The organism is Pseudomonas sp. KH_024_B2, from assembly GCF_057839965.1.
Genome location: NZ_CM174502.1, coordinates 3,349,321 through 3,364,613, shown reverse-complemented (window position 1 = coordinate 3,364,613; position 15,293 = coordinate 3,349,321). Strand labels below are relative to the sequence as shown.

The 15,293-nt window shown below is 60.4% G+C and carries 11 protein-coding genes; 8 read left to right on the top strand and 3 right to left on the bottom strand.

What is annotated here, in order from left to right:
- Positions 1 to 134: 134 nt before the first annotated feature.
- Positions 135 to 1,808 carry a nitrite/sulfite reductase gene (locus AC3I0A_RS15615; protein WP_489372889.1) on the top strand — a complete coding sequence of 558 codons (1,674 nt, stop codon included), beginning with the start codon at positions 135 to 137 and terminating at the stop codon, positions 1,806 to 1,808.
- Complete coding sequence (locus AC3I0A_RS15610; protein WP_489372887.1) at positions 1,805 to 2,299, top strand: DUF934 domain-containing protein; 495 nt, start codon at positions 1,805 to 1,807, stop codon at positions 2,297 to 2,299. Before AC3I0A_RS15615 ends, AC3I0A_RS15610 begins: the two co-directional genes overlap by 4 nt.
- Before the next feature lie 152 nt (positions 2,300 to 2,451).
- Here AC3I0A_RS15610 and AC3I0A_RS15605 read toward each other — a convergent pair whose 3' ends face one another.
- On the bottom strand, positions 2,452 to 2,952 hold the full coding sequence (locus AC3I0A_RS15605; protein ID WP_489372886.1) for a hypothetical protein: 501 nt from the start codon (positions 2,950 to 2,952) through the stop codon (positions 2,452 to 2,454).
- A gap of 343 nt (positions 2,953 to 3,295) precedes the next feature.
- Between AC3I0A_RS15605 and AC3I0A_RS15600 the strand changes: the two genes are divergently transcribed.
- Positions 3,296 to 3,967, top strand: a complete 672-nt coding sequence (locus AC3I0A_RS15600) for a DUF3313 domain-containing protein (protein ID WP_489372884.1) — start codon at positions 3,296 to 3,298, stop codon at positions 3,965 to 3,967.
- A gap of 185 nt (positions 3,968 to 4,152) precedes the next feature.
- Here the strand turns inward: AC3I0A_RS15600 and AC3I0A_RS15595 are convergent, their stop codons facing one another.
- Both AC3I0A_RS15595 and AC3I0A_RS15590 read right to left on the bottom strand, forming a co-directional pair.
- Positions 4,153 to 4,299, bottom strand: coding sequence for a hypothetical protein (locus AC3I0A_RS15595; RefSeq protein ID WP_489372882.1), 147 nt, complete (start codon positions 4,297 to 4,299; stop codon positions 4,153 to 4,155).
- A gap of 10 nt (positions 4,300 to 4,309) precedes the next feature.
- Positions 4,310 to 5,101, bottom strand: coding sequence for a hypothetical protein (locus AC3I0A_RS15590; protein ID WP_489372880.1), 792 nt, complete (start codon positions 5,099 to 5,101; stop codon positions 4,310 to 4,312).
- A 340-nt stretch (positions 5,102 to 5,441) separates the two neighbouring features.
- Here AC3I0A_RS15590 and tpx point away from each other — a divergent pair, with 340 nt between their 5' ends.
- From tpx to AC3I0A_RS15565, 5 genes are all read left to right on the top strand, one after another.
- Positions 5,442 to 5,942 carry a thiol peroxidase gene (tpx, locus tag AC3I0A_RS15585; protein ID WP_489372878.1) on the top strand — a complete coding sequence of 167 codons (501 nt, stop codon included), beginning with the start codon at positions 5,442 to 5,444 and terminating at the stop codon, positions 5,940 to 5,942.
- A gap of 226 nt (positions 5,943 to 6,168) precedes the next feature.
- Positions 6,169 to 7,479: an MdtA/MuxA family multidrug efflux RND transporter periplasmic adaptor subunit gene (locus tag AC3I0A_RS15580; RefSeq protein WP_489372876.1), complete on the top strand. Its 1,311-nt coding sequence runs from the start codon at positions 6,169 to 6,171 to the stop codon at positions 7,477 to 7,479.
- Complete coding sequence (locus tag AC3I0A_RS15575) at positions 7,476 to 10,577, top strand: MdtB/MuxB family multidrug efflux RND transporter permease subunit (RefSeq protein ID WP_489372875.1); 3,102 nt, start codon at positions 7,476 to 7,478, stop codon at positions 10,575 to 10,577. The genes AC3I0A_RS15580 and AC3I0A_RS15575 overlap by 4 nt, the downstream gene beginning before the upstream one ends.
- Before the next feature lie 67 nt (positions 10,578 to 10,644).
- Positions 10,645 to 13,752: an efflux RND transporter permease subunit gene (locus tag AC3I0A_RS15570; protein ID WP_489372873.1), complete on the top strand. Its 3,108-nt coding sequence runs from the start codon at positions 10,645 to 10,647 to the stop codon at positions 13,750 to 13,752.
- On the top strand, positions 13,749 to 15,242 hold the full coding sequence (locus AC3I0A_RS15565; RefSeq protein ID WP_489372871.1) for an efflux transporter outer membrane subunit: 1,494 nt from the start codon (positions 13,749 to 13,751) through the stop codon (positions 15,240 to 15,242). The genes AC3I0A_RS15570 and AC3I0A_RS15565 overlap by 4 nt, the downstream gene beginning before the upstream one ends.
- The last annotated feature ends 51 nt before the right edge of the window (positions 15,243 to 15,293 follow it).

The window sequence follows — 15,293 nt, the reverse complement described above, 5'->3', positions numbered from 1 at the left end:
CCGGGCTTGCCCGCGAAGACGATGGCACATTCAACATCTTTGCTGCCTGACACACCGCTTTCGCGGGCAAGTCGGATCGCCGCACCGCCGCTCCCACAGGTTCTGTGCAAAATTCCTGATGAGGTGGCAGCCACATGTATCAGTACGATGACTATGACCGGGCCCTGGTGTTCTCGCGTGTTGCGCAGTTTCGCGATCAGGTCGAGCGCTTTATGGGTGGTGAGCTGAGCGAGGAAGAGTTCCTGCCGCTGCGCCTGCAAAATGGCCTGTACCTGCAGAAACATGCCTACATGCTGCGGGTCGCGATCCCCTACGGCACCCTTGGCGCGCAGCAAATGCGTACGTTGGCGAGCATCGCCCGGGATTACGATCGCGGCTACGGCCACTTCACCACCCGGCAGAACATGCAGTTCAACTGGATCGAACTGGCTCAGGTGCCGGACATCCTCGAACGCCTGGCGCAGGTGGAGATGCATGCCATCCAGACCTCCGGCAACTGTGTGCGTAACATCACCACCGAAGCCTTTGCCGGAGTGGCTGCCGACGAGTTGCTGGACCCGCGACCCTTGGCAGAGATCCTGCGGCAGTGGTCGACCATCAACCCGGAATTTCTCTTCCTGCCACGCAAGTTCAAGATCGCCATCTGCTCGGCCAGGCAGGATCGTGCGGCGATCATGATGCATGACATCGGACTGTATCTTTACCGCGATGCCGACGGCCAGATGCTGTTGCGGGTGATCGTTGGCGGTGGTCTGGGACGTACGCCGATCCTCGGTTTGCAGATTCGCGAGGGCTTGCCGTGGCAGCACCTGTTGTCTTATGTCGAGGCGGTGTTGCGGGTCTACAACCGTCATGGCCGACGCGATAACAAGTACAAGGCGCGGATCAAGATCCTCGTCAAAGCCCTGGGCATTGAAGCTTTTTCCAAGGAAGTGGAGGAGGAGTGGCAGCACCTCAAGGACGGTCCGGCGCAGTTGACCGATGTCGAGTATCAGCGCGTCGCCAGTGCCTTCGTGCCGCCGGCTTATCGTACTGTTGCGGACACCGATCTGGATTTCGGCACCCGGCTGAGCGACACCCCGGCCTTCGCCCGCTGGGTCTCGCGCAATGTGCAGCCGCACAAAGTGCCGGGCTACTCCAGCGTGGTGTTGTCGACCAAACCCGGCATCGCCTCACCGCCAGGCGACGTCACCGCTGAGCAGATGGATGCCGTCGCCGACTGGTCCGAACAGTTTGGTTTTGGCGAAATTCGCATCGCCCATGAACAGAACATAGTGCTGCCGGATGTGCCCAAGGCCGATCTCTTCGCGCTCTGGTGCCTGGCCTGCGAACAGGGGCTGGGCTGCGCCAACATTGGCTTGCTGACCGACATCATCGCCTGCCCCGGCGGTGACTTCTGCGCCCTGGCCAACGCCAAGTCGATCCCCATCGCCCAGGCCATTCAAGCGCGTTTCGACGATCTGGATTACTTGCATGACCTGGGGGATATCAGCCTCAATATCTCCGGTTGCATGAACGCCTGTGGTCACCACCACATTGGCAATATCGGCATCCTTGGCGTCGATAAAAACGGCAGCGAGTGGTACCAGATCACCCTCGGCGGCTCCCAGGGCAAGAACAGCGCCTTGGGCAAGGTGATCGGCCCGTCCTTCAGTGCGGCGCAAGTGCCGGACGTCATCGAGCGCATCATCGCCACCTTCGCCCGTTGCCGGGAAAGCGAAGAACTGTTCGTCGACACCTTGCAACGCATCGGTCTGGAGCCGTTCAAGGAGCGGGTCTATCCGAAGGTTCTGGAGGTGTCGGCATGAACAATCTGCTGCGTGTGCGAGAGGGCGTAGCCGAATGGCTGCGCGACGACCCCTGGCAGTTGATTCGTGACGCGACGGATGAGTTGCCGAGCGGACAGCTGATCCTGCCGCTATCCCAATGGCTTGCCCGTAATGCTCAACCCACGACGGCGTTCGAAGGCGTCTGGCTCGGTCCTGACGACGAAGTGGAAAACCTGATCCCGTGGTTTTCCGACCTGCCGCTGATTGCCCTGGACTTCCCGAGCTTTCGCGACGGTCGCGCCTACAGCCAGGCTTATCTGTTACGTACGCGTTTGGGTTGGCAGGGCGAATTGCGCGCGATTGGCGATGTGCTGCGTGACCAGCTCAGCCATATGCGTCAGTGTGGTTTCGACGCCTTCGCGGTGCGCGAAGACAAATCCGCGGAAGACGCGCTCAAGGGCCTGGCCGGAATGAGCGTGTTGTATGGTCGCTCGGCGATCGAGCCACGGCCGTTGTTTCGCCGACGTTAGGAGGCCTGTGGCGAGGGAGCTTGCTCCCGCTCGGCTGCGCAGCAGTCGCAAAATAGCCGGGCACATGCGATGCGCCTGACAGGACCGGGTTTGCAGGTTTTAGGACCGCTTCGCGCTCCAGCGGGAGCAAGCTCCCTCGCCACAAGACGCAATCAGTTGATTCGTACAAGCCCTGCGCGCAGGTTTTGCGGTACCTGATCGATTTCCAGCAACGTCAGGTCTTTCGGCGCTTCGCCAGCAAGCGGATTGCCGAGATTGCCCTTCACATCTTCTGGAAGTTTGTACATGGCACCGGTCATAGGGTCGACGACCAACAGGCCGATCAGCCCGCCAAACACGAAATTGCCCCAGTACCAACCGCTCATGCTGGTTTCCAGTTTCGCGGTGCTATCGGCGTAGCCGTCCTTCTTGAAGGTGATCGTGTAGTCCTCCCCCTTGAAGTAACCGCGACCCGATGGCAGGGTCACGCTATTGGGAGTGGAGCCACTGTGGACCACGATGCCGTCCTTGTTCTTGACGGTGAAACTGGCACCGCTGGGTGTGCTGGACACGTTTACCGGGTATTTGCTGTCGCCGACAATGCTGGCACAACCTGAGGTCAGGAGTGTGGCGGCAATAGCGCTAGCGGTGATCAGTGTGCGAATGGCTTTCATTGCTTTTGTTTTCCTTGGGGCAGTACTGTGCCGTCATTGGCCGAGACACGCTTCGTGCGGTCGCGCGGTCATTTTTCGATTGGGGTTTTGTTTTCAACGGCAGGCACTTTAGCACTAATGGCTATGAGCTATCATCTAAAAAATGCTGAGGTGCTTTTACTCTTGAGGTGGGGGTTTTGAGTGGCCAGCCCCGGTTGGGCGACACCGGTTTCCTCTACTGGTAATCATTTCCCGCAGCATTCAGCGAATATCCGGTTTTTGTAATAACAATGCGCTGAATTTTGGCTATACCTACAATTCCCTTTCCCAATACCGTAGTTGGCTTTCTGACAGGAGTTACAGAATGAAGCTTGCGCTAATGATGAGCACGCTGTGCATCGCTTCCATTGGAGTGGTCGGCTGTTCCAGCAAAATAACCCAGCCAGAAGAGTATTCCGGGTTCCTCAAGGACTACAGCCAACTCAAGGAAGCGAAGTCTCCCTCTGGCGTTCCAGTGATGCGCTGGGTCGATCCGAAACTCAACATCAACAAGTACACCAGCGTCTACATCGAACCCACCCAGCTCTACCCCAAGCCACAACCGACCGAGAAAGTCCCGCAAAGCACTTTGTCGGGCATCACCAGCTACTACGATCAGGCACTCAAACGTGAGGTGAGCAAATCGCTGCCGCTGGCCACCGGTCCCGGTCCAGGCGTGCTCGTGATGCGCGCCGCGATTACCGCGGTCAGCAGCAAAACTGAAGGCCTGAAACCCTATGAAATACTCCCGATTACTTTGGTGGCCGCAGCCGTGAGTACCGCCACTGGCATTCGTGACCAGGAAACCAATCTGGCCACCGAAGCGGTGTTCCTCGATGGTGGGAGCAACAAGGTCGTGGCGCAAGTGGTGCGCAAAGGCACCGGCAAGCCACTGGCAGGCGAATCACAGGTCATGAAGGCCAGCGATGTGAAAAACGTTATCGACGGTTGGGCTGCGGATCTTCATCAGGCGTATTTGAAGCTGAAGGCGAAGTAGGGCGGGTTTATTTAGTTCGCGGCTTGTCCAACAGGCACTCGCTGAATTGGAGACCCAATCGCGAGCAAGCTCGCTCCCACATTAGGTCTTCAGCGATCACTTAATTTGTGTACGACTGCGATCAAGTGTGGGAGCGAGCTTGCTCGCGATGACGTATTGCCAGTCGATATAGATTCTGGAAACTGCTATTTTCCAACAATCCACTGTGCATCGGCCGGTGTGGCGGTGAAGGCAACCGCCACCACATGACTGTGCTCTATCCGGGCACCGACACCACAACTGGCGAAAAACGCCATCAGGCTGAATCCCGCAGCGCAAAGCAAACCATTCATAAAAGTCTCCTCATTTTCCGAAGGTGACATTCAGTCCGGCCAACAGCGTGAACTGCGGCTGGCCATTGCCGCTGCGTTCCACGGTCCACTGCGGTTCGATGAAGGCGTTGAGCACATTATCACCCGATTTCCAGACTTTGCCGCCACCGAATCCGAGGGGGATGTAGTGGGAGTCGTTTCTCAGGTCGAAAGTCCAGATGGCGGTGGAGCGCAGGTACCAACCCTGGGACAGGTTGTGAGTGATGATGGGCTGGAAAGTCGCGGTTTCAACGTGCTGACGATCGCTGTCGCCGGCGAACGAGCGTTGGTACTGCACTTGCGCGCCGAGCAGGCCGCGGGGAGAGGAGTCGATGGCAATGGCCACCAGACCCGCCTGCCATTTACCCGTCCCGAGTTCGTCCTGGTCGGCGAACGGTAGGGTGATCTGCGGGCCGATGCCCAACTGCACGCCGTCGGTCTTGAGTAGAAAGATATCGGACAGGCTCACATCCCCTTCACCCGTGCTGTAGCCCCCATGGGGATCGGGATGCGTGCTGATCGGCGCAGCGGCTTGCAGCAGTTGCGCGACTCCAATGAAATCATTGGCAGCAATCGGCAAGGTTCCGCGCACCAGCAGGTCGTTGGTGTGGTCGTTGCTATCGTAGATTCTCGGGGTGTAGTAGTCCTGCAGGTTCATCCCGGACGCGAAATTCAGCGGATTGTTGCTCGCGTTCGCTGTATCGGCATTGTCGGCCACTGCGCTAAACGCAGGTGATAGCGTTGCGGCCAATAGCATGACGGGTGCGTAGACCTTTCTCGACATGATTCCCCCCGGTTCCCTGGTGGTTCAGTGGACGATTCGGTGCTGGGTGGCCGATTGATAGGGCTTTTTGCTCTGGCAGGACACTTAAGATGAAATTAGCAGGGAACGCTGTCTTGGCCAGTCGAATGGAATGATTTGTAGGCGCGAGCGGTGCGGCGATCCGACTTGCCCGCGAAAGCGGTCTGTCATTCAACATCGCGAGCAGGACATTTCAGCTCATGGTTTCGGAGTCGTTTGACAGCAATCCGGGATAGGCTGCAAGGCGCTTTCGTGTTTAACTTCGGCTCCGCGAAACGCTAAAAAATTTCTCACAAAAACCCTGCTTAAAAGGACTCCGTTCATGGCTCAAGTCACTCTTAAAGGCAACCCGGTTCAAGTCAACGGCGAACTGCCACAAGCCGGTTCCAAGGCGCCAGCTTTCTCTTTGGTTGCTGGCAATCTGTCCGACGTTACCCTGGCGAGCTTTGCCGGCAAGCGCAAAGTGCTGAACATTTTCCCAAGCATCGACACCCCGACCTGCGCCACTTCGGTGCGCACGTTCAACGCCCAGGCCAATGACGTGGCCAACACTGTTGTGTTGTGCATCTCGGCTGACCTGCCGTTCGCCCAGGCGCGTTTCTGCGGCGCTGAAGGTCTGGAAAACGTCCAGAACCTGTCCACCCTGCGTGGCGCCGAATTCATCCAGAACTACGGTGTGGCCATTGCTGACGGTCCCCTCAAAGGCCTGACTGCCCGTGCCGTTGTCGTCCTCGACGAAAACGACACTGTGCTGCACAGCGAACTGGTCAAGGAAATCGCTGAAGAGCCTGACTACGAAGCTGCGTTGGCCGTGTTGAAGTAACAGGTTTTACCGTTGTTGACGGCCTGGCCCTGTCCAGGCCGTTTTTATTTGGTCTTGTAGGAGCGAGCAAGCTTGCTCCTACAAGGGCTTGCCCGCGAAGGCGTCCTCAGTGGCTTGGCAAGCGCTGACGAACGTAAGCCCAAGGTAAATTGCCGGTAAAGGCGCTTTGCTAAATCCCTGCCAGTGCTTATCTTTCAGCCTTCCGTAGAAGATGCTCACGCGCCCAATGGTTGATCACTCCATGCAATCCTCCGCTTCCCGCAATCCCCGCCGCTGGCTGTTCGGCCTGCTTGTGCTGTTGGTCATCGCTGGCCTGTGCTGGAAGTTCTGGCCCGCTGACGTTGCTCATAAAGACACAGCAGGGCAAAAAGCCGTCGCCGGGCATACCGGCAGGTCCGGCGGGATGCGTCCGGGTTTCGGTGGGGCAAGCGGACCGGTTCCGGTGCGGGTGGCGCCGGCAACGCGCGGGGATTTTCCGCTGTACTACAAGGCGTTGGGCACGGTCACGGCGCTGAATACCATCAATGTGCGCAGTCGGGTGGCCGGCGAACTGGTCAAGGTTGCGTTCGAGGAAGGGCAGATGGTCAAGGCCGGGGACTTGCTGGCCGAGATCGATCCGCGTCCGTACCAGAATGCCTTGCTTCAGGCCGAAGGCACCTTGTTGCAGAACCAGGCGCAACTGAAAAACGCCCAGGTCGATAGGGAGCGTTACCGCGGTCTGTACGCCGAAGACAGCATTGCTAAACAGACCCTGGACACCGCCACAGCGCTGGTGGGCCAATACCAAGGCACGGTCAAGACCAACCAGGCGGCGGTCAATGACGCCAAACTCAATCTGGAATTCACCAAAATCCGCGCACCGATCGCCGGGCGCCTGGGCTTGCGTCAACTGGACGTCGGCAACCTGGTGGCGGCTAATGACACCACGGCGCTGGTGATCATTACCCAGACCCAACCGATCAGCGTCGCCTTCACCTTGCCGGAAAGCAGCCTTGCAACAGTGCTTGAGCGTTACCGCAGTGGCGCCAGATTGCCGGTGCAAGCCTGGGATCGCGGCGACCTGAAGTTGCAGGCCACCGGGGTGTTGCAGAGTCTGGATAACCAGATCGACATCACCACGGGCACCCTGAAATTCAAGGCGCGCTACGAGAACCGCGATCAAACGCTGTTCCCCAACCAGTTCGTCAATGTGCGCTTGCTCGCCGATACCCTGAAAGACGTGGTGCTGGCGCCGTCGGCGGCGATTCAGTTCGGCAACAATGGCACCTTCGTGTATGCGCTGGACGGCGACAAAAAGGTCAAGATGCACCCCCTGAAAATCGGTGCCAGCGACGGCGATGTCACGGTGATTGAAGAGGGCCTGGCACCCGGTGATCGCGTGGTCCTGGAAGGCACCGACCGTCTGAAAGAGGGCAGCGAGGTGGAAGTGGTCAACGACCCTCAGGACGTTCCGACCACGCCGACCGGGCACCTGCAGGGCACGAGCACCGCGGTTGAACCGGCAGCCACCGACAAGGCGCAAAAGGGCGGCGCATGAACATCTCGCGGCTGTTCATCCTCCGACCGGTAGCCACCACCCTGAGCATGCTGGCCATTATTCTGGCCGGCCTGATCGCTTATCGACTGTTGCCGGTCTCGGCATTGCCTCAGGTCGATTACCCGACCATTCGAGTGATGACGCTTTACCCCGGCGCCAGCCCGGATGTGATGACCAGTGCGGTCACCGCACCGCTGGAGCGTCAGTTCGGGCAGATGCCCGGCCTGACCCAGATGGCCTCGACCAGCTCCGGCGGCGCCTCGGTGCTGACTTTGCGTTTCAACCTCGACATCAATATGGATGTCGCCGAACAGCAGGTGCAGGCCGCGATCAATGCCGCCACCAACCTGTTGCCCAAGGACTTGCCGGCGCCGCCGGTGTACAACAAGGTCAACCCGGCGGATACCCCGGTGCTGACCCTGGCCATCACCTCCAGGACCATGCTGTTGCCCAAGCTCAATGACCTGGTCGATACCCGCATGGCGCAGAAAATCGCCCAGATCAGCGGCGTCGGCATGGTCAGCATCGCCGGCGGTCAGCGCCAGGCGGTGCGGATCAAGGTCAACTCCGAGGCGTTGGCGGCCAATGGCTTGAACCTCTCGGACGTGCGGACCCTGATCGGTGCTTCCAACGTCAACCAGCCCAAGGGCAACTTCGACGGCCCGACCCGGGTCTCGATGCTCGATGCCAATGACCAGCTGACCTCGCCCAAAGACTACGCCGAGTTGATCCTTGCCTATAACAACGGCGCGCCGCTGCGCCTGAAGGACGTGGCGCAGATCGTCGACGGTGCCGAGAACGAACGTCTTGCCGCCTGGGCCAATGAAAACCAGGCGGTGTTGCTGAACATCCAGCGTCAGCCGGGCGCGAACGTGATCGAAGTGGTCGACCGGATCAAGGCGTTGCTGCCGAGCATCACCGACAACCTGCCGGCCGGCCTCGAGGTGATCGTGCTGACCGACCGCACCCAGACCATCCGTGCCTCGGTCACCGACGTGCAACACGAACTGCTGATCGCCATTGCCCTGGTGGTCATGGTGACCTTCCTGTTCCTGCGCAGGGCCAGTGCGACCATCATTCCGTCGGTGGCCGTACCGCTGTCGTTGATCGGCACCTTTGGCGTGATGTACCTGGCCGGTTTCTCGGTCAACAACCTGACCCTGATGGCCCTGACCATCGCCACCGGTTTTGTGGTGGATGACGCCATTGTCATGCTGGAAAACATTTCACGCTTCATCGAGGAGGGAGACAGTCCCATGGTGGCGGCGCTCAAGGGCGCCAAGCAGATCGGCTTCACCCTGATCTCGCTGACCCTGTCGCTGATCGCGGTACTGATTCCACTGCTGTTTATGGCCGACGTGGTCGGGCGCTTGTTCCGCGAGTTTGCCATTACCCTGGCGGTGGCGATCCTGATTTCGTTGGTTGTCTCCCTGACCCTGACGCCGATGATGTGCGCGCGTTTGCTCAAGCGTGAACCCAAGGTAGAGGCGCAGGGCGGTTTCTACCGGGCCAGCGGTGCGTGGATCGACTGGATGATTGCCGCCTATGGGCGCAAGTTGCAGTGGGTGCTCAAGCACCAGCCGCTGACCCTGATGGTAGCCATCGCCACTCTGGGCCTGACCGTGTTCCTCTACATGGTGGTGCCCAAGGGCTTCTTCCCGGTGCAGGACACCGGGGTGATTCAGGGCATTTCCGAAGCGCCGCAGTCGATCTCGTTCGCTGCCATGAGCCAGCGCCAGCAAGAACTGGCCAAAATCATCCTGCAAGACCCGGCGGTGGAGAGCCTGTCGTCCTACATCGGCGTCGACGGCGATAACGCCACGCTGAACAGCGGCCGCCTGCTGATCAACCTCAAGCCCCACAGCGAACGTGATCTGAGCGCCACCCAGGTGATTGCGCGGATGCAACCAGAGCTGAACAAACTGGTGGGGATCAGGCTGTTCTTGCAGCCGGTACAGGATTTGACCATCGAAGACCGGGTCAGCCGGACCCAGTACCAGTTCAGCCTGTCCTCGCCGGACGCCGAACTGCTCAGCCTCTGGAGCGGCAGGCTGGTCGAGGCTTTGTCCAGAGAAGCGGAATTGACCGACGTTACCAGCGATTTGCAGGACAAGGGGTTGCAGGTCTTTCTGGTAATCGATCGCGATGCGGCGTCGCGGATCGGCGTGTCGGTGTCGAACATCACCGACGCGCTGTACGACGCCTTCGGTCAGCGGCAGATTTCCACCATTTACACCCAGGCCAGCCAGTACCGCGTGGTGCTACAGGCGCAGTCCGGCGAGAAGATCGGTCCGCAGGCGCTGGAGCAGATTCACGTCAAAACCACCGACGGCGGTCAGGTGCGGTTGTCCAGTCTGGCGCATATCGAAGAGCGCCAGGCGCAGTTGGCGATCACCCACATCGGCCAGTTCCCGGCGGTGATGATGTCGTTCAACCTGGCGCCTGGCGTGGCGTTGGGGCAGGCGGTCGAGCTGATCAACAACGTGCAGCAGGACATCGGCATGCCGGTCGGCGTGCAGACTCAATTCCAGGGCGCCGCCCAGGCCTTTGAAGCGTCGCTGTCGAGCACCTTGCTGCTGATTCTGGCAGCGGTGGTGACCATGTACATCGTGCTCGGCGTGCTCTACGAGAGCTATATCCACCCGATCACCATTCTCTCGACCTTGCCATCGGCGGCGGTCGGGGCCTTGCTGGCGTTGCTCCTCAGCGGCAACGACCTGGGGATGATCGCGATCATCGGCATCATTTTGCTGATCGGCATTGTGAAAAAGAACGCAATCATGATGATCGACTTCGCCCTCGAGGCCGAACGCAATCAGGGCATGGACCCGCAGGCGGCGATCTATCAGGCGGCGTTGCTGCGGTTCCGACCGATTCTGATGACCACGCTGGCCGCGCTGTTCGGCGCTGTGCCGTTGATGCTTGCCACCGGCTCCGGCGCGGAACTGCGTCAACCGCTGGGTCTGGTGATGGTCGGTGGTTTGCTGGTGAGTCAGGTATTGACCTTGTTCACCACCCCGGTGATTTACCTGTACTTCGATCGCCTCGGTCGTCGCTTCGGCAAAACCAATGCCGACGCCGAAGAGGTGGCGGTATGACGATGCCGAAAAGTAATCCCTATGCAAGGCACACCCCCACAGTGATTGGTGGTGGGGACTGGCGTCAATGAACCTCTCCGGTCCGTTCATCAAACGCCCGGTAGCGACCATGCTCCTGAGCCTGGCGATCCTGTTGCTGGGGGGCGTGAGCTTCGGCCTGCTGCCGGTGGCACCGCTGCCGCAGATGGATTTCCCGGTGATCGTGGTTCAGGCCAGCCTGCCCGGCGCCAGCCCGCAAGTCATGGCGTCGAGCGTGGCGACGCCGCTGGAGCGCTCCTTCGGCGCCATCGCCGGGGTCAACACCATGAGCAGCCGATCCAGCCAGGGCTCGACCCGGGTGATCCTGCAATTCGACCTCGATCGCGACATCAATGGCGCGGCGCGGGAAGTGCAGGCCGCGATCAATGCCTCGCGCAACCTGTTGCCCAGCGGTATGCGCAGCATGCCGACCTACAAGAAGGTCAACCCGTCCCAGGCGCCGATCATGGTGCTGTCATTGACCTCGGACGTGCTGCAAAAGGGCCAGCTCTACGACCTGGCCTCGACCATCCTGTCGCAAAGCCTGTCTCAGGTGCCGGGCGTCGGCGAAGTGCAGATCGGCGGCAGTTCGCTGCCGGCAGTGCGCATCGAGCTGGAGCCGCAGTTGCTCAACCAGTACGGTGTAGCGCTGGACGATGTGCGCAACACCATCGCCAACGCCAACGTGCGCCGGCCCAAGGGCTCGGTCGAAGACGACCAGCGCATGTGGCAGGTGCAGGCCAACGACCAACTGGAGAAAGCCAGGGATTACGAGCCGCTGATCATTCGTTACCAGAACGGCTCGGCGTTGCGCCTGAGCGACGTGGCTAAGGTCAGCGACGGCGTCGAAGACCGCTACAACAGTGGCTTCTTCAACGATGACGCGGCGGTGCTGCTGGTGATCAACCGGCAGGCCGGGGCCAACATCATCGAGACGGTCAACGCGATCAAGGACCAGCTGCCGGCGTTGCAGGCGGTGTTGCCGGCCAGCGTCAAGCTGAACCTGGCCATGGACCGTTCGCCGGTGATCAAGGCGACCTTGCACGAAGCGGAGATGACCCTGCTGATCGCCGTGGTGCTGGTGATTCTGGTGGTGTTTCTGTTCCTTGGAAACTTGCGCGCCTCGTTGATCCCGACCCTGGCCGTGCCGGTGTCGCTGGTCGGCACGTTCGCCATCATGTACCTCTATGGATTCTCCCTGAACAACCTGTCGCTGATGGCGCTGATCCTCGCCACCGGCCTGGTGGTGGACGACGCCATCGTGGTGCTGGAGAACATTACCCGGCACATCGACCAAGGTGTGCCGCCGATGAAGGCCGCGTATCTGGGGGCTCAGGAGGTGGGGTTCACGCTGCTGTCGATGAACGTCTCGCTGGTGGCGGTGTTCCTGTCGATCCTGTTTATGGGCGGGATTATCGAAAGCCTGTTCCGCGAGTTTTCCATCACCCTGGCAGCGTCCATCGTGGTCTCGCTGCTGGTTTCGCTGACCCTGACCCCAATGCTCTGTGCACGCTGGTTGAAACCCCACACTCCGGGCCAGGAGAACCGCCTGCAACGCTGGAGCCAGCGGGCCAACGAGTGGATGGTCAGCGGTTATGCCCGCAGCCTGGACTGGGTGCTGCGCCATCGGCTGCTGACCTTGCTCAGCCTGTTGCTGACCATCGGGGTCAACGTCGCGCTGTATGTGGTGGTGCCGAAAACTTTCCTGCCGCAGCAGGACACCGGTCAGTTGATCGGTTTCGTGCGCGGCGATGACGGTCTGTCGTTCAACGTGATGCAGCCCAAGATGGAAATCTTCCGTCGCGCGGTATTGACCGACCCGGCGGTGGAAAGCGTCGCCGGTTTCATCGGTGGCAATAACGGTATCAACAACGCCTTCATGCTGGTGCGTTTGAAGCCAATCAAGGAACGGCAGATTTCCGCGCAAAAAGTCATCGAGCGCCTGCGCAAGGAAATGCCCAAGGTGCCGGGCGGACAACTGATGCTCATGGCCGACCAGGACCTGCAATTTGGCGGCGGTCGCGAACAGACCAGCTCGCAATACTCCTACATCCTGCAAAGCGGTGATCTGGGTGCCTTGCGCGAGTGGTACCCGAAAGTCGTCGTGGCGCTCAAGGCGTTGCCCGAGCTGACTGCCATCGATGCCCGCGAAGGACGCGGAGCCCAGCAAGTGACCCTGGTGGTCGACCGTGATCAGGCCAAGCGCCTGGGCGTTGACATGGACATGGTCACCGCGGTGCTGAACAACGCCTACAGCCAGCGGCAGATTTCCACCATCTATGACAGCCTCAACCAGTATCAGGTGGTGATGGAGGTCAACCCGAAATACGCCCAGGACCCGATTACCCTCAATCAGGTCCAGGTGATTACCGCCGCTGGCGCGCGTATTCCGTTGTCGGCCATCGCCCATTATGAAAACAGTCTGGAAGATGACCGGGTCAGCCATGAAGGGCAGTTCGCGTCTGAAAGCATCTCCTTCGACATGGCCGATGGGGTCACCGTCGAGCAGGGCACTGCCGCCATCGAACGGGCAATCGCCAAGGTCGGCCTGCCGGAAGACGTCATCGCCAAAATGGCCGGCACCGCGGACGCCTTCGCCGCCACGCAAAAGAGCCAGCCATGGATGATTCTCGGCGCGCTGCTGGCGGTGTACCTGGTGCTGGGGGTGCTCTATGAAAGCTACATTCATCCGCTGACCATTCTTTCAACGCTGCCGTCGGCCGGGGTCGGCGCGCTGCTGTCGATCTACGCACTGGGCGGCGAGTTCAGCCTGATTTCGTTGCTCGGGCTGTTCCTGCTGATTGGCGTGGTGAAGAAAAATGCGATCCTGATGATCGACCTGGCGTTGCAGTTTGAACGTCAGCAGGGGATGGCGCCGCTGGAGTCGATCCGCAGCGCGTGCCTGTTGCGTCTGCGGCCGATTCTGATGACCACGCTGGCGGCGATTCTCGGTGCCTTGCCGTTGTTGCTGAGCACCGCCGAGGGCGCGGAAATGCGTCAACCGCTGGGCCTGACGATTATCGGCGGGCTGATCTTCAGTCAAGTCTTGACCCTTTACACCACCCCGGTGGTTTACCTCTATCTCGACCGTCTGCGCCACCGCTTCAACCACTGGCGTGGGGTACGTACCGATGCTGCTCTGGAAACTCCGCTATGACTGATCGTTCGCTTCCCAAGGCCCCTGCGCTGTCCGCCCAACGTTTGGCGATGGCTCGCGGTTCGCGTCTGCTCAGCCTGACTCTGTGCGGGTTGATGCTCAGCGCCTGCGCGATCGGTCCGGATTACCAGCGCCCGCAGCTGAGTGCCCCAGCCCAATACAAGGAGGCCCAAGGCTGGCGTCAGGCCAAACCGAGCGATTCTCTGGCCCGTGGCGCCTGGTGGGAGCTATACGGTGATCAGCAACTCAACGGCCTGATCGAGAAGCTCAACAGCGCCAACCAGACCGTCGCCCAATCCGCAGCCCAGTACCGTCAGGCCCAGGCCCTGGTCCGTAGCGCTCGGGGTTCGTTCTTCCCCACTGTGGACCTGAGCGCCGGGAAAACCCGTTCCAGCCAGGGCACCGGCAGCAGCAGTTCGAGTTTGACCAGCTCCAGCAGTGGCATTCGCGACACTTACAACACCCAACTGGGCGTGAGCTGGGAAGCGGATGTCTGGGGTAAGTTGCGTCGCGGCCTGGAAGCCAACGAGGCCAGCGCCGAGGCAAGTTTCGCGGATCTGGCGGCGATGCGCCTGAGCCAACAGTCGGAGTTGGTGCAGAGCTATCTGCAACTGCGGGTGATGGATCAACAGAAGCGTCTATTGGAGGCGACGGTCGAGGCCTATCAGCGCTCGCTGACCATGACCGAAAACCAATACCGCGCCGGGGTATCCGGCAAAGACGCGGTCGCCCAGGCGCAAACCCAGCTCAAAAGCACTCAGGCCGACCTTATCGACCTGATCTGGCAGCGTGCGCAACTGGAAAATGCCATCGCCGTGCTGACCGGCGTGCCGCCGGCAGAGTTCAGTCTGGCAGAGACCCAGAACATCCCGGCGTTGCCGCAGATTCCCTTGAGCCTGCCGTCACAGCTGCTTGAACGCCGTCCCGACATCGCCTCAGCCGAGCGCTCGGTGATCGCAGCGAATGCCAATATCGGCGTCGCAGAAGCTGCCTATTATCCGGACCTGAGCCTGAGCCTGAGCGGCGGCTACAGCAGCAGTACCTTCGCCAACTGGATCAGCGTGCCGAACCGCTTCTGGTCCGTGGGCCCGCAACTGGCCATGACCCTGTTCGACGGTGGCCAGCGTTCGGCGGAAGTCGACCGCACTGAAGCCGTCTACGACCAGACCGTGGCCAAATACCGGCAGACCGTGCTCGATGGCTTTCGCGAAGTGGAGAACTTTCTGGTGCAGCTCAAAGTACTGGAAGACGAGGCGGCGGTGCGCCAGCAGGCCCTGGAGTCGGCCCGTGAATCCCTGCGCCTGACCCAGAACCAGTACCGGGCAGGCTTGATTGCCTACCTCAATGTGGTGGTGGTCCAGGCCGCTGCCCTGAGCAACGAGCGCAGCGTGCTGACTTTGCAGCAAAGCCGCTTGATCGCCAGCGTGCAACTGATCGCCGCGCTGGGTGGTGGCTGGGATGGGCAGATGCCGGTGAGTGAGAAAGAGTAGGGCGAGTGTAATTCCTGTGGCGAGGGAGCTTGCTCCCGCTGGGGCGCGCAG